Genomic DNA, 16,784 nt, shown 5'->3' on the forward strand with positions numbered 1-16,784 from the left:
CCCCGCGCCCCGTTCAGGGGCGCGGGGACGTATCGACATGCGGCTCCGCCGTGTGGGCGCGACCAACCCCCGCCGGCCGTCAGCCGAACGAACGACCCACGGTCTCTCGGCTCTCCCGGCGGAGTGCTGCCGCGTACATTGATCCACATGACGCCGCTGCCCAACTCCCGCACGAACCCCGACGGTTCGGCAACCATCCGCGTCCTCAGCTACAACATCCGCTCCATGCGGGACGACACAGACGCCCTCGCCCGAGTGATCACCGCCTGCGCCCCCGACCTGGTCCTCATCCAGGAAGCCCCCCGCTTCTTCCGCTGGCGCAAGAAACTCGCCAGGCTCGCGGCGGCCTCCCAGCTGGTCACCCTCTCCGGCGGCGCCACCGCCTCCGGCCCGGCGCTGCTGTGCAACCTCCGCGCCACGGTCGAGCACGCCGACGACGTGCTCCTGCCCCTCACCCCCGGTCTGCACCGACGCGGCTTCGCCACGGCCGTGGTCCGCTTCGGCCGCGCCCGCCTCGGCGTCCTGTCCTGCCACCTCTCCCTGCAGAAGGACGAGCGGTACGAGCAGGGCGGCCTGCTCCTCGACCACCTGGCCGGCCTGGGCGTGACACACGCGGTCGCGGGCGGCGACCTCAACGAGCGACCGGACGGTCGCACGTTCCGCCGCCTCGCCGGAGGACTCCAGGACTGCTGGACCACCGCCCCCTGGGGCGGCGAGTACAGCTCCACGCCCACCGACCCCCACCAGCGCATCGACGCGATCCTGGCCACCCCCGGCATCGAGGTCCTCGGCTGCGGCGTCCCCCTCGACCACCCCGGCATCTCCGAGGACGACCTGAGGGCGGCCACGGACCACCTGCCGGTCCTGGCCGCCCTCCGAGTCCCCGCCGAGTCCTAGCCCGCGGCGGACGGATACTGCTTGACCTTGTCGACGATCGCCCAACTGTCCAGATACGAGAGCTGGGTGTACGTCTTCATGTTCTTGCCGCCGCCCGAGGAACGCTCGTCACGGAAGCCGAGGAAGGCGTAGGTCGTCGGGTCGAAGATGAAGTGGTTGCTGCTGTAGCCCCGCGACCCCGGGGGCCGGGCCGGGTCGTCGTACACGATGGCCACGCCGACGCGTCCCTTGGCGTCCTTCTGGTTCGGCACCGCCTTGACACCCGGCACCATCCCGAGCGCCTCGTACGCCGCCGGCCGCAGCCCTTCGGGCATCACGGGGACCAGCTTGAGCAGTCCGCCGATGAGGTAGTAAATCTGCCACCACTGCTCCTCGGTGATGTTCTTCAGCGAGGTGTTCTCCTCGTTGCCCGGAGCCCAGTCGTTCTGGATCGCGAGGATCAGCTGCTCGGGGTCGGTCGGCAGCTTCTGCAGCCTGCCCCACTCCTGTGGCGGCCAGCTGGTCCCGTTGCCGTCGTCCGGCGGCGACCACCACCCCTTGCTGAGCTCCATGACCCAGGAGCGCTTGGAGCCGTCCACGGAGCGCCAGTTCTCGGAGACGTGTGTCCTCGTCTTCCCCGTCTTCTGGTCGGTCTCCTTGATGATCTCTTTGGTGTAGACGAACTGGTCGTCCCGAGGACTGACCGGCTTCTCGTGTCTGCGTGCGTACACGGCCGCCCCGTTCAGCACGGTCCGGGCGCTCGCGTTCCGCATCGGCGGCAGGCTCACCACCGGCGGCTTCGCGGTCGTCCCCCGGCCGGCACCGTCGCCGTCCCGTACGGTGACCAGGACACCGGCCGTGACCGCGCCGGCGACCACCGCGGCCAGGGCGATACGCAGAACGGGGCGGCTGCGTACCGCCGAGCCGGGCCGGAAGACCGTACGCCTCGCCGGGTCCGGGCCCGGCGCGGTGATCGTGGTGAGCAGGCGGGCCCGCCCCCGCCGCCGGGCCTCGTCGTCCAGTGAGGGAGCCCCCGCGTCGAAGTCGGCGAGGTCCCGCAGGTCCCTCTGGTCGTCGATGTCACGCATGGGCGTCTGCCTCTCGGAAAGCGGTCGGATCGGATCCGCCCAGTGCTTCGCGCAATCTGCCGCGAGCCCGGTTCAGCCGGGATCTGATCGTGCCGACGGGCACGTCGAGGGCGCGGGCCGCCTCCTCGTAGTCGAGGCCGGCCCAGGCAACCAGCAGCACCACGTCGCGGTGCCGGGCGGACAGCCCGGCCAGCGCGGCGGCCAGCTCCCGGCGCACCTCCGTGGCACCGGCCCTGGCGACCGCCCGGTCCGCGACCGCCTCCTCGTGCTCCACCGGCTCCGGCAGCCGGGCGAGCGCCCGGAACCGGCGCGCCTCGGCCCGGCGGTGCCGGCCCACGAGGTTGGTGGCGATACCGAACAGCCAGGGGCGGGCGTCGGCCCGATCCAGGTCGTACGTGTACCGCCGCTGGAAGGCGGTGACGAAGGTCTCCGCCATCAGATCCTCCGCCCCCTCGGGGCCGAGCCGCCGTGCCGCGTAACGATGCACGGTGTCGGCGTACCGGTCGTAGAGGACGGCGAACAGCTCGGGCTCGTCCCGGGACCGCTCGATCACGCGGGCATCACTTTCCTCGCGGTCCCCGTCGCGGGTGCCGACGCCCGGCGGTCCGACGGTCATCGGGGCTCCTTTCGTTCGTCTGAACGCCTCGAAGACCTGGGCTCGTTCAGGTCGTACACCCGTACTTCGCCGTTCACCGGAATCGAGTTCCATCCCGTCGCACGGCGACGGCGACAGATCTCCGCGACCCCGTCGCAGGGCAACGGCGAGGGCCCGCCCGGAACTCTCCCGGACGGGCCCTCGTACAGCGGTGGTGGGGTCAGACGACCGCTCCCCGGCCCGGATCGTCGTCGTCCTCGTCGTCGCCGTTCATCCGCATCACCAGTGTGGCGAAGCCGCCGAGGAAGCCGCCGATGCCCAGGGTGGTGAGCCACCAGGTCATCTCCCAGCCGAGAAGGACGGCGAGCAGCAACAGGACCGGGCCGCCGAGCACCCCCAGCCAGGCGAACTTGGCGGTCACGTCGGCCTCCGGCAGCGGGGGCGGCTCGGGCGGCACGAAGTGGCCCTCACCGTCCTCGTCCTCGTCGTCGGCGTCCCCGCTCCTGTCGCCCTTGTCCAGGTCCTCGCCGACCGCGTCGGGCACGCTGTAGTCGCGCGGACCCGAGCCGACGCCGGGGGCGAACGCGACCGAGCTGCCCAGCGGCCTGGGAGCCGCGGGGCCGGCGGCCGCATCGGGGGACGTGCCCGGGGATTCCTCCGGCTCGGCCTCCAGCAGGGCCAGGTCCTCCACGGACCTGAACGGCTTGGTGCCGGGCGGGTCCGGCGGTTCGTTGCCGAACCCGGCGACGATGGCCTGCCAGGCCGCGTTTTCGTCGAACGGCACGTGCTGCTCCTTGCCCACGTGCTGCTCCTCGGACGGCGTCTCGCCGGACGAGGAGCCCGCGGAGCTGCCCGAGGAGCCGCCCGGGGAGTCGCCCTGCGATGCGCCGTGGCGCTCGCCGAGAGGCGCTCCCTTCTCCTCCGGCTCACGCTCGGAGTCGTGCTCAGCCACCAGTGGCCGTCCCTTCCCTCTGCTCCAAGGATCCCGGACCGATCTGCTCCGCGGACCCCGAATCAGACTGCTGTACGGATTCCGCGTCGGACTCCTTCACGTGTGCCTCCCCGGAGTCCGTCACGCGCCGCGCGTCGGACCCCGCCACGAGCCGGGTGACGAAAGCGTGACTCTCCTCGAAGATCCGGCCCGCGTCGTGGTCCAACGTCGCGACATGGTGACTCTGTTCCAGCAGGATCTCCGTGACGTCGGTCGACGACACCCGGCCGAGGACGCGCTCGGAGTCGACGGGCGGCACCACATGGTCCCGCGGGCTGTGCAGCAGCAGCAACGGCTGGGTCACCTGGGGCAGTTCGCCGTCGACGAGACGGAGGAAGTTGCGCAGCGAGTGCGCCGCGTGGAGGGGCACATGGCTGTACCCCAGCTCCTCGACGCCCTCCTTCGCGATGTCGCTGGTGATGCCCTTCGTGGTGGGGACGAAGTGCCGGAGCAGCGGGAGGGCGTGCGCGGCCGGGCCGTGCACCTTGTTCGCCGGGTTGACGACCATCACGCCGTCGACCGCGTCCCCGTGCTTCGCGGCCAGCCGCAGCGCCAGCGCGCCGCCCATGGACAGCCCCGCCACGAAGACGTGCGCACAGCGATCACGCAGGGCCCGCAGCTCGCGGTCCACCTCCGCGTACCAGTCCTGCCAGCCGGTCAGCCGGAGGTCCTCCCAGCGGGTGCCGTGTCCCGGCAGCAGGGGCAGCGCGACGGTCGATCCCCGCGCGGCGAGATACTCCGCCCAGGGGCGCATGGACTGGGGTGACCCGGTGAATCCGTGGCAGAGGAGGACACCGACCTCCCCGCCCTCGTGGTGGTACGGCTCGGCTCCAGGAAGGACCGGCACGGTTCGGTCTCCTGTTCATGAGAAGGGTGTGAAAGTCCGGATGTGGTTCACCGTACGCGACCGCTCTGACACCGACCAGGGGCTTCGCTCGGTGGAGGACAGGTGAAGGTGCCGGTGGGGGACGGGGGAAGGGCCGGTGGGGAAGCGGGCGGGGGAGCCGGGGGAACCGTGAGGGGGCCCCGACACCGGCCGGACCTGTCGGACTCTTCTTCGGGCGTCCGGGTTAAGGTCTGATCCACGGTTCACAGAGAGGCACTCGGTTGTTGTACGGCGCGATGAAGGTCGCTATCGGCGGACCGCTCAAGGTCACTTTCCGGCCCTGGGTGGAGGGCCTGGAGAACATCCCGGCCGAGGGCGCCGCGATCCTCGCGAGCAACCACCTCTCCTTCTCGGACTCGTTCTTCCTCCCCGCGGTCCTCGACCGCAAGGTCACGTTCATCGCGAAGGCCGAGTACTTCACCACCCCGGGGATCAAGGGCAAGCTGACGGCCGCCTTCTTCAAGGGCGTCGGCCAGCTCCCGGTGGACCGCTCCGGCGCGCGGGGCGCGGGTGAGGCCGCGATCAGGAGCGGCATACAGGTCCTCGAGAGCGGCGAGCTGTTCGGCATCTACCCCGAGGGCACCCGCTCGCCCGACGGCCGGCTCTACCGCGGCAAACCCGGTGGCCTGGCCCGCGTGGCCCTCGCCACCGGCGCGCCCGTCATCCCGGTCGCCATGATCGACACGGAGAAGATCCAGCCACCGGGCAAGGTCCTGCCGAAGGTGATGCGCCCCGGCATCCGCATCGGCAAGCCCCTCGACTTCAGCCGCTACCAGGGCATGGAGCACGACCGCTTCGTCCTGCGGGCGCTGACCGACGAGGTCATGTACGAGATCATGAAGCTCTCCGGCCAGGAGTACGTCGACATCTACGCGACCGCCGCCAAGCGGCGGATCGCTGACGCGGCCAAGGCCGAGAAGGAGGCCGACAGGGCCGCCAGGGCCGCCCTCGCCAAGGTCGAGAAGGAACGGACGGCCAAGCAGCAGACGGCCGAGGGCCGGCAGGAACAGGCGGAGACCCGGGCGGACAGGGACCGGCCGGCTTCGTAACGGCCGTGTTCCCGGGTACGGTCGCGTTCCCGGACGCGATCGTCGTGGGTGGGGTGGGGGATATGCCTGAGGGTGAGCGAGTCATGCGCATGTCGGTCGAGCAGCCGCTGTGGCGAGCGCTCACCGGCTACCGGATCCTGACGATGATCTACGCGATCGGCCTCTTCGTCAGCGCCTACGACAAGTTCGAGCGCCCCTGGCTGGCCGTCGCCTACTTCGCGGTGCTGGCCGGCTGGACGCTGGCGACCCTGCCGAAGGTGGCGGGCGCGGCCAGCTGCACCAAGCGGTTCCTCGCGGCCGACCTCACCATCGCGATCGTCGGCATCATGCTCACCCGTCTCGCCGACTCGACCGTGCGGGTGGAGGCCGGAGGCCCGACGCTCCCGTCGATATGGACCGCCGGCGCGGTGCTGGCGTTCGCCGTCAAGGGCGGCTGGCGCTGGGCCGCCTTCGCCTCCACGCTCGTCGCCGTCGCCAACCTGATCCACCGGGGCGCCCCCACCCGCGACACCATCCACAACGTGCTGCTGGTCTGGTTCGTCTCCATAGCCATCGGATACGTCGTCGAGGTCGCCCGCGCCTCCGAGCGCACCCTCGCCCGCGCCCTGGAGGTCGATGCCGCCACCCGCGAACGGGAACGCCTCGCCCGGGACATCCACGACGGCGTTCTCCAGGTGCTCGCCATGGTCCAGCGGCGCGGAAACGCCCTCGGCGGCGAGGCCGCCGAGCTGGGCCGGATGGCCGGCGAGCAGGAGGTCGCCCTGCGCACCCTGGTCTCCGGCGGCCTGGTCCCCGTCTCCCGGATCTCGCAGGACGCGGCCCAGGGAGCTTTGGTACGCGCGGTGGACGAACAGGCCGGCGACGGCGACGCCGGGGGCCCCGTGGACCTGCGCGCGCTCCTCGCCCCGTACGCCGGCGCGATGGTCACCTTCTCCGAGCCCGGCGGCCCGGTGCCGCTCGTCCCGCGGGCCGCGCGGGAGCTGGCGGCGGCCGTCGGCGCAGCCCTGGACAATGTGCGCGAGCACGCGGGAGACGGGGCGCGTGCCTGGATCCTGGTCGAGGACTGGCCGGACGAGATCGTCGTGACCGTACGGGACGACGGCCCCGGCATCCCCGAGGGACGGCTCGCCCGGGCGGAGGGCGAGGGACGGCTCGGAGTGGCCCTCTCCATCCGGGGACGGCTGCGCGACATCGGCGGTACGGCCGAACTGATCTCGGTGCCCGGCCAGGGCACGGAAGTCGAACTGAAGGTGCCCAAGGCCGCACAGGGGCCGAAAGGCGTACGGGGGAAGGCGGAGAAGCGGTGACGGAGCGCGTGGAGAGCATGTGGAACGGCGGGTCGGCGGACGGACCGGCACAGTCCGGCGGGAGCGGCCCGATCAAGGTCATGGTGGTCGACGACCACCCCATGTGGCGGGACGCCGTCGCCCGTGACCTGGCCGACGCCGGCTTCGACGTGGTCGCGACGGCGGGCGACGGCGAGCAGGCGGTGCGGCGCGCCCGCGCCGCAGCTCCGGACGTCCTCGTCCTGGACCTGAACCTGCCCGCGAAGCCGGGGGTGCAGGTCTGCAAGGAACTGGTGGGCGCGAACCCGGCGTTGCGGGTGCTGGTCCTGTCGGCGAGCGGGGAGCACGCGGACGTACTGGAGGCGGTGAAGTCCGGCGCGACCGGCTACCTGCTGAAGTCCGCCTCGACCGAGGAGCTGACCGACGCCGTACGCCGCACCGCGGTCGGCGACCCCGTCTTCACCCCCGGCCTGGCGGGCCTGGTCCTCGGCGAGTACCGCCGCCTCGCCTCCGAGCCGGCCCCCGCGCCGGGCGCCGACGAGCCCAAGGCGCCGCAGCTCACCGACCGCGAGACCGAGGTGCTCCGGCTCGTCGCCAAGGGGCTGAGCTACAAGCAGATCGCCGAACGCCTCGTGATCTCGCACCGCACGGTCCAGAACCACGTCCAGAACACTCTCGGCAAGCTCCAGCTCCACAACCGGGTGGAACTGGTCCGCTATGCCATAGAGCGTGGTCTCGACGACGAGTAAACGCCACGAATCACCCCATAGGGTGAAGGTGAGTTGATCAACTCCGCTCAACTCACCCTCAATGGGCGGTAATTCGCCGGAATTGACCTTCCCGTTCATGTTGAAGTGACCTGGATCACCTTTAGCGTGGCTTCACCAGGTAACTGCGGCGAAGGGACATTTCCATGCGCGTCGGAGTACTCACCGGAGGCGGCGACTGCCCCGGGCTCAACGCCGTCATCCGGGGCGTCGTCCGCAAGGGCGTGCAGGAGTACGGCTACGACTTCGTCGGCTTCCGGGACGGCTGGCGGGGTCCGCTCGAGAACGACACCGTCCGCCTCGACATCCCCGCCGTCCGCGGCATCCTGCCCCGCGGTGGCACCATCCTCGGTTCCTCACGCACCAACCCGCTCAAGCAGGAGAACGGCATCCGCCGTATCAAGGACAACCTCGCCAAGCAGGAGGTCGAGGCGCTCATCGCCATCGGCGGCGAGGACACGCTCGGTGTGGCCGCGCGACTGTCGGACGAGTACGGCGTGCCGTGCGTGGGCGTCCCGAAGACGATCGACAACGACCTCTCGGCCACGGACTACACCTTCGGCTTCGACACGGCGGTCGGCATCGCGACGGAGGCCATCGACCGCCTCCACACCACCGCCGAGTCCCATATGCGGGTCCTCGTCGTCGAGGTGATGGGCCGTCACGCCGGCTGGATCGCCATCCACTCCGGCCTGGCCGGCGGTGCCAATGTCATCCTCATCCCCGAACAGCGCTTCGACGTCGACAAGGTGTGCGCCTGGGTGACGTCCCGCTTCAAGGCGTCGTACGCGCCGATCGTGGTCGTCGCGGAGGGAGCCATGCCGAAGGACGGCCAGATGGTCCTCAAGGACGGTTCGCTCGACTCCTTCGGCCACGTCCGCCTCTCCGGGGTCGGCGAATGGCTGTCCAAGGAGATCGAGAGGCGTACGGGCAAGGAGGCCCGTACGACCGTCCTCGGCCACGTCCAGCGCGGCGGCACCCCCTCCGCCTTCGACCGCTGGCTCGCCACCCGCTTCGGCCTCCACGCGATCGACGCCGTGCGTGACCGGGACTTCGGCAAGATGGTCGCCCTCCGCGGCACGGACATCATCCGCGTCCCCATCGCCGACGCGACGGCCAAGCTGAAGACGGTCGACCCCGAGCTGTACGACGAAATCAGCGTCTTCTTCGGCTGAGCCCGCCGCGGCATGGCGTGGAGGGTGGGGTGCGTCGGCGGGTGCGGGTGCGGGTGGTGTGTGGTTGCTCGCGCAGTTCCCCGCGCCCCTGAAAAGCAGGGGCTGCGGCCCCTGCTTTTCGCTTTTGGGGCAGCGCCCCTGGGGATGCCCCTGGGGAGGGGACGGGTAGGGGCGGCGGGGGCGAGGAACCCTAGAGCGCGCGCAGGGACTGAACCCCCGCCACCAACTCACGCACCACCGACACCCCGTCCAACGTCAGCACGGACTCCGGATGGAACTGCACCCCCGCGAATCCGGCCCCCCGCAGCGCATGCACCTCCCCACTCACGGTGCGGCTGACCTCGACCCCACGCGCCGCCAGTTCTGCCGCCGCCTCGTCATCGCAGTACGCCACGAAGCTGTTGTAGAACCCGACCGTCTCCTCCCGCCCGAACAGATCGATCCCGGTCTGCGCCCCCTGGTACGGCACCTCCTTCCGCACGATCCCCAGCCCCAACTCCGCCGCGATCAGCTCATGCCCGAGACACACCCCCAGCACCCCGTACCGATGCCCCCGCACGACCTCGGCGGTCAGCGACCGCAGGAACCGCATCTTCGGGTCGTCGAGATCCCCCGGATCCCCGGGCCCGGGCCCCAGCACCACCACGCCCTCATGCGCGCGCACGACCTCCCGCAGCCCCGGCTCGTCGTACCGCCGTACCGACACCTCCAGCCCCGACGACCGCAGCAGATGCGCGAGCATCGCGGTGAACGTGTCCTCGGCGTCCACCACGAGCGCGTGCCCGGTGAGCTCGGCCGTCCGCTCCCGCATCCGCAGCCAGAACGGCGCCAGTGAGGCGCGCCGCCCGTCCAGGGCCGCCCGCACCCGAGGGTCCTCCGCCAACTGCGGCCGCACCCGCTCCCGCCCCGCCCGACCGGCCCGTACGCCCAGCGCCGCCAGCACCCCCGCCGCCTTCGCGTGCGTCTCGGCGACCTCGCCCGCCGGATCCGAACCCCGGACGAGCGTGGCCCCCACCGGCACCTTCAGCCGCCCGTCCGCCGCGATGTCGGCGGTACGGATCAGAATCGGCGAGTCGAGGGTCTGCGCGCCCCCGGAATCCCGCCCCACCAGCGCCAACGCTCCCGCGTAGTACCCGCGCCCGCCCACCTCGTGCCGTTCGATCACCCGGCACGCGTTCTGCACCGGCGACCCGGTGACCGTGGCGGCGAACATCGTCTCTCTCAGCACCTCCCGCACATCCAGGGAGGACCGCCCGCGCAGCTCGTACTCGGTGTGCGCGAGGTGCGCCATCTCCTTCAGCCGGGGCCCGACCACGACCCCGCCCATGTCCCCGACCGTGCACATCATCTTGAGTTCCTCGTCGACGACCATCGAGAGCTCCTCGATCTCCTTGCCGTCGGCGAGGAAGGCCAGCAGGTCCTCCGGCGTCGGCCCCTCGGCCGGATAGCGGTAGGTCCCGCTGATCGGGTTCATCACGACCGTCCCGCCGGACATCCGGACGTGCACCTCCGGGCTGGCACCCACGAGCGTGCGCTCACCGGTGTGCACCACGAACGTCCAGTACGCGCCCCGCTCGCCCTCCAGCAGGCGCCGGAACAGCGCGAGCGCGTCGGCGCGGCCGAAGCCAGGGACGGTGCCCTCGTACGTCCGCCGGATCACGAAGTTCGCGCCCTCGCCCCGCCCGATCTCCTCGCGCAGCACCCGGCCGACGATCTCCGCGTACTCCTCGTCGTCCACGTCGAAGCCCCCGCCCTCGACCCGGACGTCATGCGCGGGCAGCTCCGCGAGGACCCGCTCCAGCGGCAGCCCGTACGACTCCTCCGGCACCAGCACCGACAGGGGCGTCCCGTCGTCACGGACGTCGAAGCCGCGTTCGCGGATCTGCCGGAAGGGCACGAGCGCCAGCCCCTCCTCGGGGATGTCGGCGAGCCGCTCGCACGTGGTCACCGGGCCGATGAGCAGCTCCACCGTGTCGTGGTCGTGGAGGCCGGGTGTGCGGCGGCGCAGCAGGGCGAACGGGCGGTCGTCGGACAGCAGCCGGGTCAGGTCCATGGGTTCCTCTTCCCTGGGGGATCACGGTCGTCGCGGTGATCGGGGAGGAGCGGCCGGGCCCTGGAAACACCGAAGGCCGCCCCTCGGGCGGCCTTCGCGAAGTCTTGCGTACGCGCAGTCAGTGGGCCGCCGGATGAGCGGTCCACCACCAGTTCTGGATCGAGTGCGCGAACATGCGCGGCACCTTACCGGACATCTCCCGTGAACTCACGTGATCCTGTCGGAGGTTCTCCTTATGATCACTCTCGGTTCGATCTTTGACATGTTCTAGTCGATTTGCGGATACGGAAGGGCGAGTGTGTCACTCATACGGAGAATGAGGCCCCTGGCCTTCGTCGCGGCGGCGGCCGCCCTGCTCGCCGGGCTCACCGGACAACCCGCGGCGGCCGCGGACGAGCCGGTGGTGACGAAGCTGACGCTCAGCGGCGACAGGTTCAAGATGACCGACACGAGCACCGTGTCGGCCGCGACCACCCTCGACGGCAAGCTGGCCGACGCCGACCTCGCGGACGTCGTCACCACCAACTACACGACGGACTCCTCCGGGGCGACCGACCCCTGGATGAACCTGCGCACCATGCGCGCGTGCGCCGGCGACGAGACGAAGGCCCTGCCGCCGGTGAACAGGAAGGTCGCCTGGTGCTGGTCCTCGGCGCACGGCGACGACACCACTCCGCGCTGGTGGCCGCAGGGCATGAGCAGCACCGGCACCGCCGACGGAGCCGACGGCGCCATCCAGGACAAACGCGTCACGGCGGTCGCCTGGCACTACGAGACGTTCAAGACCAACGCGGCCGGCGACTACGAGGCCAACGACAAGTGCAAGACGAACAACCTGCTCAAGCTCACCCTCATCGACCGTGACACCAAGAAGTACCGCCACATCCTGCTCGCCGAGCCGACGGAGGGCGGCGCGGACTTCAAGTTCGTCACCGGCCACGGCGGCGGCCTTGTCTGGTACGGCAACTACCTCTACGTCACGGACACCTCCAACGGCATCCGCGTCTTCGACATCAACAAGCTCGGCAAGGTCGACACCTACGGCTCCGGCCTCAACTCCTACGGCATCGACAGCTCCGGAAAGTCCAGCGCCTGCGGCTACCCGTACGTGCTGCCGCAGGTCCACTACTACAAGCAGGCCTCCCCGCCGCCCTCCGGCGCGTGCGACGCGGACGCCGTGAACGGCACGCCCGACGCCGACTCCCTGTGCTACTCCTGGCTCTCCCTCGACAAGTCCGGGGGCAGCCCGTACAAGCTGGTCACCGGCGAGTGGTTCGGCAGCGCCGCGGGCGGCCGGGTGGTGCGCTACCAGCTCAATCCGACGAGCGCCTCGACCTATCCCGGGCTGCTGAACATGTCCGGCGGCAAGACCGTGATCCAGGACGCCTACGCCGCGTCCCGCTATGTGGGACTGCAGGGCGGCATGACCTGGACCGACAGCACCGGACTGCTGAACTTCGCCTTCCACAAGGGCTGCGCCCTCCAGCCCGCCGTGTTCTCGCGCACCTGGGTGGGCGACACCCGGGCCACCACCGCGTGCAACCGCACGGTCGGCGACACGGTGTACGCCAACGGGAACTGGGCGGTGGGCACACCCCAGGCCCTGAGCTACTGGCCGAAGCTCGGCGCGGACCAGGTGGAGGAGCTGTGGGGGCTGACGGAACACATCTGCCCCGGTACGAGCCTGCGCACGAGCTACCCCCACGAGTTCAAGGCCGTCGAGGAGCCGGACGAGAAGAAGAACGCCTGTGACGGCTACGACAACGCCGCCAACCTCTCGCTGCGCACGGTCTTCGCCGTGGGCTTCGACGACAGCGCGGTCATGAACCTGCACTGACGCGGGCCCCACGCCGGCGACCCGACGAACCCCGCTCCGATCGAGCGGGGTTCGTCTCACTTGATGAGCAATGGGATGGACGCCCGACACGACCCCGTAATGTGGACGTCGTGACCGTGAACGCTAAGTCCAGCGCGAGCGCTGGCAACACCTGGCGAGACCTGCCCGCGGCGCAGCAGCCCGAGTACCCCGACACCGAGGCTCTGCGCGCAGTCGTTGCGGAGCTCGAGTCGTATCCGCCGCTCGTCTTCGCGGGCGAGTGCGACCAGCTGCGCGCCCGGATGGCTTCCGTCGCCAAGGGAGAGGCGTTCCTCCTCCAGGGCGGCGACTGCGCCGAGGCCTTCGACGCCGTGTCGGCCGACCACATCCGCAACAAGCTGAAGACGCTGCTCCAGATGGGCGCCGTCCTCACGTACGCGGCCTCCGTGCCGGTCGTGAAGGTCGGCCGTATCGCCGGGCAGTACTCCAAGCCGCGCTCCAAGGGCACCGAGACCCGCGACGGCGTGACCCTGCCGACCTACCGCGGCGACTCGGTCAACGGCTTCGACTTCGACGAGGCGTCCCGCATCCCGGACCCCGAGCGCCTGAAGCGGATGTACAACGCCTCCGCCTCCACGCTCAACCTGGTCCGCGCCTTCACCACCGGCGGCTACGCCGACCTGCGCCAGGTGCATGCCTGGAACCAGGACTTCGTGAAGTCGTCCCCGTCCGGCCAGCGCTACGAGCAGCTCGCCCGCGAGATCGACCAGGCGCTGAACTTCATGCACGCCTGCGGGGCCGACCCGGAGGAGTTCCGCACCGTCGAGTTCTTCTCCTCGCACGAGGCGCTGCTGCTCGACTACGAGTCGGCGCTGACCCGCGTGGACTCGCGCACGGGGCACCTGTACGACGTGTCGGCGCACATGGTGTGGATCGGTGAGCGCACCCGCCAGCTGGACCACGCGCACATCGAGTTCGCCTCGCAGATCCGCAACCCGATCGGGATCAAGCTCGGCCCGACGACCACGGCCGAGGAGGCGCTGCAGTACATCGAGCGCCTCGACCCGGACCGCGAGCCCGGCCGGCTCACCTTCATCGTGCGCATGGGCGCGGACAAGGTCCGCGACAAGCTGCCCGAGCTGGTCGAGAAGGTCACCGCCTCCGGCGCGACCGTCGCGTGGATCACCGACCCGATGCACGGCAACACCTACGAGGCGGCCTCCGGCCACAAGACCCGCCGCTTCGACGACGTACTCGACGAGGTCAAGGGCTTCTTCGAGGTCCACAAGGGCCTCGGCACCCACCCGGGCGGCATCCACGTGGAGCTGACCGGCGACGACGTCACCGAGTGCGTGGGCGGCGGCGACGAGATCTTCGTCGACGACCTGCACCAGCGCTACGAGACCGCCTGCGACCCCCGGCTCAACCGCAGCCAGTCCCTGGACCTGGCGTTCCTCGTCGCGGAGCTGTACCGGGACTAGTAGCAGATCAGCAGTGGGTGCGCCTGTTACAGGGGCATGAGGTGGGGCGCGGATCACAGACGATCCGCGCCCCACTCCACTTTTGCGGTTCCGGCCTGCCGGGTAAGGTTAGGTTAGCCTCACCGATCATCGGGGTGGCGCCAGCAATCGACCCCGGCGGGAGGTGGACCGCGTGTACGTCTGCAGTTGCTTCGGCGTCACCGAGCAGCAGGTCAAGAAGCACGCGGCGGACGGCGCCTGCACGCCTCGCCAGATCGCGTCGGCCTGCAAGGCGGGCACGGACTGCGGTTCATGCGTACGCCGGATCCAGGCGATCCTGGGCAGGGGCGCGTGCCCGTCCCGTGACCTGGCCGACCGGACGCAGCGGGTGCTCTCCGACTTCGACGAACTCGAGGAAGCCGCGTAGCCCTGAAGGTGGCCCTGCGTGGGCTCAGCTCTCCGGCTGCTCGATCAGCTGCGCGATGTACAGCGCGTCGCCGAGCTTCTCCAGCAGTTCCAGCTGGGTGTCGAGGTAGTCGATGTGGTGCTCCTCGTCCGCGAGGATCGACTCGAAGATGTTCGCCGAGGTGATGTCACCCTTGTTGCGCATCACCTCGATGCCGCGCTTGAGGCGGTCGATCGCCTCGACCTCGACCTGCCGGTCGGCCTCGAACATCTCCTTGACCGTCTGGCCCACCCGGACGTGGAACAGTCGCTGGTAGTTCGGCAGCCCGTCCAGGAACAGGATCCGGTCGGTGAGCACCTCCGCGTGCTTCATCTCGTCGAACGACTCGTGACGCGTGTACTTCGCGAGCTTCGTCCAGCCGAAGTTCTCCTGCATCTTCGCGTGCAGGAAGTACTGGTTGATCGCGGTGAGCTCCGCGGTCAGCTGCTCGTTGAGGAATTCGAGGACCTCGGGGTCGCCCTGCATCGCGGAAGCTCCTTACCAAGCGGGAATGGGGAGGTTGCGCCGCGATGATTGCACCGCTGCCGAAGATCGTCCAGTAAGTGCAAGCTTAGTAAGTAAGTGCAGCCTTAGTTCTAAATGTCCGGGTCGGGTGGACCCTGGTCATGTGCACCACTCGAGGTCTGTCAGGATGGAGTCATGGGTCAGCCGGTGGAACGCGCATCAGGAGATCGCGCATCTGAGAACGCGCCACCGTCGCAGCTTCCGCCGGGACAGCGCCTCCAGCGCGGCTGGCCGGTCACGCACTACGGGCCCGTCCCCAAGTTCCGCCCCGAGCGCTGGGACTTCCGGGTCTTCGGCGCCACCGCCGACGGCGAGAAGCACTGCTGGACCCACGAGGAGTTCACCGCCCTGCCGTACGCCTCGGTCGTGGCCGATCTGCACTGCGTGACGAAGTTCAGCATGGTCGGCGCCGAGTGGGGCGGCATTCCGGCCCGTACGATCCTGCGCACCGCGCCGCCCGGCCCCGAGGTCACCCATGTGATGGTGTGGGCCGAGTACGGCTTCAGCTCCAACCTCCGCCTCGCCGACTTCGCCGACGACCGCACGATCTTCGCCACCCACAAGGACGGCGAACTCCTCACCGCCGAACACGGCTTCCCGCTCCGCCTCGTCGTCCCCCACCTGTACGCCTGGAAGGGCCCCAAATGGGTCCGCGGCATCGAGTACATGACCGCCGACCGCCGCGGTTTCTGGGAGGAACGCGGGTACCACAACGTCGGCGACCCCTGGCAGGAACAGCGCTACTCGTACCAGGAGGAGCCGGGGGACGGCCCCGAACTCTGAGGGTCCTGGCGGTTCTGACGCGGTCCTGACGGTCCGAGACCGGGCGTCAGCCGTCCCTGAGCTTCTTCAGGCGCTCCACGTCCGCCGCGTGGCCCTCCTTGCCGCCCGGTGTCTCGATGATCAGGGGGACGCCCTCGGTGGCGGGGTGGGTCATCAGGGCACGGAACGGGTCCTCGCCGATGTGGCCGGAGCCGATGTTCTCGTGGCGGTCCTTGTGGGCGCCGACCACGTCCTTGGAGTCGTTGGCGTGGATCAGCTTCAGCCGGCCCTCGCCGACGGTGTCCACCAGCAGGTCGAGGGTCTGGTGCATACCGCTCGGCCCGGTCAGATCGTGTCCCGCCGCGAAGATGTGGCAGGTGTCCAGGCAGACGCCCAGCTTGGGATGGGAGTCCAGCGCCTCGAAGTACGGCCCGAAGTCCCAGGTGCGCGAACAGAGCGAAGCCCCCTGGCCCGCCGTCGACTCCAGGAGCAGGAACGGGTCGTCGTCGTGGGTCAACTCGTCCAGCAGCGGCAGCAGATACTCACGCACCTGCTTCAGCGCCACCGACCGGTCCCGCCCGCCGGTCGCGCTCCCCGTGTGCACGACCACGCCCAGCGCGCCGATCGCCCGCCCCCGGCGCAGCGAGTGCCGCATCGACTCCACGGACCTCTCCGCCGTCGCCTCGGTGTGCGACCCGAAGTTGATCAGATAGGGCGCGTGCACGTATGCGGGGATCGACTCCTCGGCACAGGCCGCCCGGAACTCCTCGTCCTGCCGGGGGTTCCCGACCGGAGTCGCCCAGCCGCGCGGATTGGCGACGAAGACCTGGACCGTCTCGGCCCTGAGCTCACGGGCGTACGTCAGCCCTACGGAGTTCAGACCACCGGCGACGGGGATATGCCCGCCGACGGGGTTCCGGGACGGGCCGGGGAGGCTGGAGGGCGGGCCGGAGAGGCCGGAGGACTGCTGAGTGCTCACGGCACCAGGGTGTCATGCGACCCGCGGCGCC

The 16,784-nt window shown here is 70.2% G+C and carries 17 protein-coding genes; 9 read left to right on the forward strand and 8 right to left on the reverse strand.

Annotated elements, in window-relative coordinates; genetic code table 11:
- Positions 1-147: 147 nt before the first annotated feature.
- Positions 148-897 carry an endonuclease/exonuclease/phosphatase family protein gene (locus OG622_RS36480; protein ID WP_371580889.1) on the forward strand — a complete coding sequence of 250 codons (750 nt, stop codon included), beginning with the start codon at positions 148-150 and terminating at the stop codon, positions 895-897.
- On the opposite strand, the gene OG622_RS36485 is transcribed toward OG622_RS36480, so the two are convergent.
- From OG622_RS36485 to OG622_RS36500, 4 genes are all read right to left on the reverse strand, one after another.
- Positions 894-1,964, reverse strand: a complete 1,071-nt coding sequence (locus tag OG622_RS36485) for a CU044_5270 family protein (protein ID WP_371580890.1) — start codon at positions 1,962-1,964, stop codon at positions 894-896. The two genes, OG622_RS36480 and OG622_RS36485, sit on opposite strands and share 4 nt — an antisense overlap.
- On the reverse strand, positions 1,957-2,580 hold the full coding sequence (locus tag OG622_RS36490) for an RNA polymerase sigma factor (protein ID WP_371580891.1): 624 nt from the start codon (positions 2,578-2,580) through the stop codon (positions 1,957-1,959). Before OG622_RS36490 ends, OG622_RS36485 begins: the two co-directional genes overlap by 8 nt.
- Before the next feature lie 199 nt (positions 2,581-2,779).
- The gene (locus OG622_RS36495) at positions 2,780-3,511 is read right to left on the reverse strand and encodes a hypothetical protein (protein WP_371580892.1); all 732 of its coding nucleotides are present in this window, start codon (positions 3,509-3,511) and stop codon (positions 2,780-2,782) included.
- Complete coding sequence (locus tag OG622_RS36500; RefSeq protein ID WP_371580893.1) at positions 3,504-4,397, reverse strand: alpha/beta hydrolase; 894 nt, start codon at positions 4,395-4,397, stop codon at positions 3,504-3,506. Before OG622_RS36500 ends, OG622_RS36495 begins: the two co-directional genes overlap by 8 nt.
- 275 nt (positions 4,398-4,672) lie before the next feature.
- Between OG622_RS36500 and OG622_RS36505 the strand changes: the two genes are divergently transcribed.
- The 4 genes from OG622_RS36505 (at position 4,673) to OG622_RS36520 (ending at position 8,713) form a co-directional block, all read left to right on the forward strand.
- Complete coding sequence (locus OG622_RS36505; RefSeq protein ID WP_371580894.1) at positions 4,673-5,485, forward strand: lysophospholipid acyltransferase family protein; 813 nt, start codon at positions 4,673-4,675, stop codon at positions 5,483-5,485.
- Between the two features lie 62 nt (positions 5,486-5,547).
- Positions 5,548-6,792, forward strand: a complete 1,245-nt coding sequence (macS, locus tag OG622_RS36510; protein ID WP_371580895.1) for a MacS family sensor histidine kinase — start codon at positions 5,548-5,550, stop codon at positions 6,790-6,792.
- A gap of 80 nt (positions 6,793-6,872) precedes the next feature.
- Positions 6,873-7,520, forward strand: coding sequence for a response regulator (locus OG622_RS36515; RefSeq protein ID WP_371584334.1), 648 nt, complete (start codon positions 6,873-6,875; stop codon positions 7,518-7,520).
- 164 nt (positions 7,521-7,684) lie between these two features.
- A complete protein-coding gene (locus OG622_RS36520; protein ID WP_371580896.1) occupies positions 7,685-8,713 on the forward strand; it encodes a 6-phosphofructokinase in 1,029 nt (342 codons plus the stop codon).
- A 190-nt stretch (positions 8,714-8,903) separates the two neighbouring features.
- On the opposite strand, the gene OG622_RS36525 is transcribed toward OG622_RS36520, so the two are convergent.
- Together OG622_RS36525 and OG622_RS36530 are read right to left on the reverse strand one after the other, a co-directional pair.
- A complete protein-coding gene (locus tag OG622_RS36525; RefSeq protein WP_371580897.1) occupies positions 8,904-10,766 on the reverse strand; it encodes an anthranilate synthase family protein in 1,863 nt (620 codons plus the stop codon).
- 118 nt (positions 10,767-10,884) lie between these two features.
- Positions 10,885-10,962 carry a trp operon leader peptide gene (locus OG622_RS36530; protein ID WP_371584335.1) on the reverse strand — a complete coding sequence of 26 codons (78 nt, stop codon included), beginning with the start codon at positions 10,960-10,962 and terminating at the stop codon, positions 10,885-10,887.
- 120 nt (positions 10,963-11,082) lie between these two features.
- Between OG622_RS36530 and OG622_RS36535 the strand changes: the two genes are divergently transcribed.
- The 3 genes from OG622_RS36535 (at position 11,083) to OG622_RS36545 (ending at position 14,469) form a co-directional block, all read left to right on the forward strand.
- Positions 11,083-12,603: a hypothetical protein gene (locus OG622_RS36535; protein ID WP_371580898.1), complete on the forward strand. Its 1,521-nt coding sequence runs from the start codon at positions 11,083-11,085 to the stop codon at positions 12,601-12,603.
- A gap of 110 nt (positions 12,604-12,713) precedes the next feature.
- Positions 12,714-14,063, forward strand: a complete 1,350-nt coding sequence (locus tag OG622_RS36540) for a class II 3-deoxy-7-phosphoheptulonate synthase (protein ID WP_371580899.1) — start codon at positions 12,714-12,716, stop codon at positions 14,061-14,063.
- Positions 14,064-14,226: 163 nt separating this feature from the next.
- Positions 14,227-14,469, forward strand: coding sequence for a bacterioferritin-associated ferredoxin (locus OG622_RS36545; RefSeq protein WP_371580900.1), 243 nt, complete (start codon positions 14,227-14,229; stop codon positions 14,467-14,469).
- 24 nt (positions 14,470-14,493) lie between these two features.
- Here the strand turns inward: OG622_RS36545 and bfr are convergent, their stop codons facing one another.
- The gene (gene bfr / locus OG622_RS36550; protein ID WP_371580901.1) at positions 14,494-14,973 is read right to left on the reverse strand and encodes a bacterioferritin; all 480 of its coding nucleotides are present in this window, start codon (positions 14,971-14,973) and stop codon (positions 14,494-14,496) included.
- 174 nt (positions 14,974-15,147) lie between these two features.
- On the opposite strand from bfr, the gene OG622_RS36555 reads away from it, so the two are divergent.
- A complete protein-coding gene (locus tag OG622_RS36555; RefSeq protein ID WP_371580902.1) occupies positions 15,148-15,795 on the forward strand; it encodes a sulfite oxidase-like oxidoreductase in 648 nt (215 codons plus the stop codon).
- 46 nt (positions 15,796-15,841) lie between these two features.
- On the opposite strand, the gene OG622_RS36560 is transcribed toward OG622_RS36555, so the two are convergent.
- On the reverse strand, positions 15,842-16,753 hold the full coding sequence (locus tag OG622_RS36560; RefSeq protein WP_371580903.1) for a deoxyribonuclease IV: 912 nt from the start codon (positions 16,751-16,753) through the stop codon (positions 15,842-15,844).
- Between the last annotated feature and the right edge of the window lie 31 nt (positions 16,754-16,784).

Origin of the sequence: Streptomyces sp. NBC_01314 (assembly GCF_041435215.1) — a bacterium.
Taxonomy (GTDB): Bacteria; Actinomycetota; Actinomycetes; order Streptomycetales; family Streptomycetaceae; genus Streptomyces.

Bases quoted from the DNA above. Each gene is read 5' to 3' on its own strand.
- OG622_RS36480 (WP_371580889.1), top strand. From the start codon at position 148: ATGACGCCGCTGCCCAACTCCCGCACGAACCCCGACGGTTCGGCAACC.
- OG622_RS36485 (WP_371580890.1), bottom strand. From the start codon at position 1,964: ATGCGTGACATCGACGACCAGAGGGACCTGCGGGACCTCGCCGACTTC.
- OG622_RS36490 (WP_371580891.1), bottom strand. From the start codon at position 2,580: ATGACCGTCGGACCGCCGGGCGTCGGCACCCGCGACGGGGACCGCGAG.
- OG622_RS36505 (WP_371580894.1), top strand. From the start codon at position 4,673: ATGAAGGTCGCTATCGGCGGACCGCTCAAGGTCACTTTCCGGCCCTGG.
- macS (WP_371580895.1), top strand. From the start codon at position 5,548: ATGCCTGAGGGTGAGCGAGTCATGCGCATGTCGGTCGAGCAGCCGCTG.
- OG622_RS36515 (WP_371584334.1), top strand. From the start codon at position 6,873: ATGGTGGTCGACGACCACCCCATGTGGCGGGACGCCGTCGCCCGTGAC.
- OG622_RS36520 (WP_371580896.1), top strand. From the start codon at position 7,685: ATGCGCGTCGGAGTACTCACCGGAGGCGGCGACTGCCCCGGGCTCAAC.
- OG622_RS36525 (WP_371580897.1), bottom strand. From the start codon at position 10,766: ATGGACCTGACCCGGCTGCTGTCCGACGACCGCCCGTTCGCCCTGCTG.
- OG622_RS36530 (WP_371584335.1), bottom strand. From the start codon at position 10,962: ATGTCCGGTAAGGTGCCGCGCATGTTCGCGCACTCGATCCAGAACTGG.
- OG622_RS36535 (WP_371580898.1), top strand. From the start codon at position 11,083: ATGAGGCCCCTGGCCTTCGTCGCGGCGGCGGCCGCCCTGCTCGCCGGG.
- bfr (WP_371580901.1), bottom strand. From the start codon at position 14,973: ATGCAGGGCGACCCCGAGGTCCTCGAATTCCTCAACGAGCAGCTGACC.
- OG622_RS36555 (WP_371580902.1), top strand. From the start codon at position 15,148: ATGGGTCAGCCGGTGGAACGCGCATCAGGAGATCGCGCATCTGAGAAC.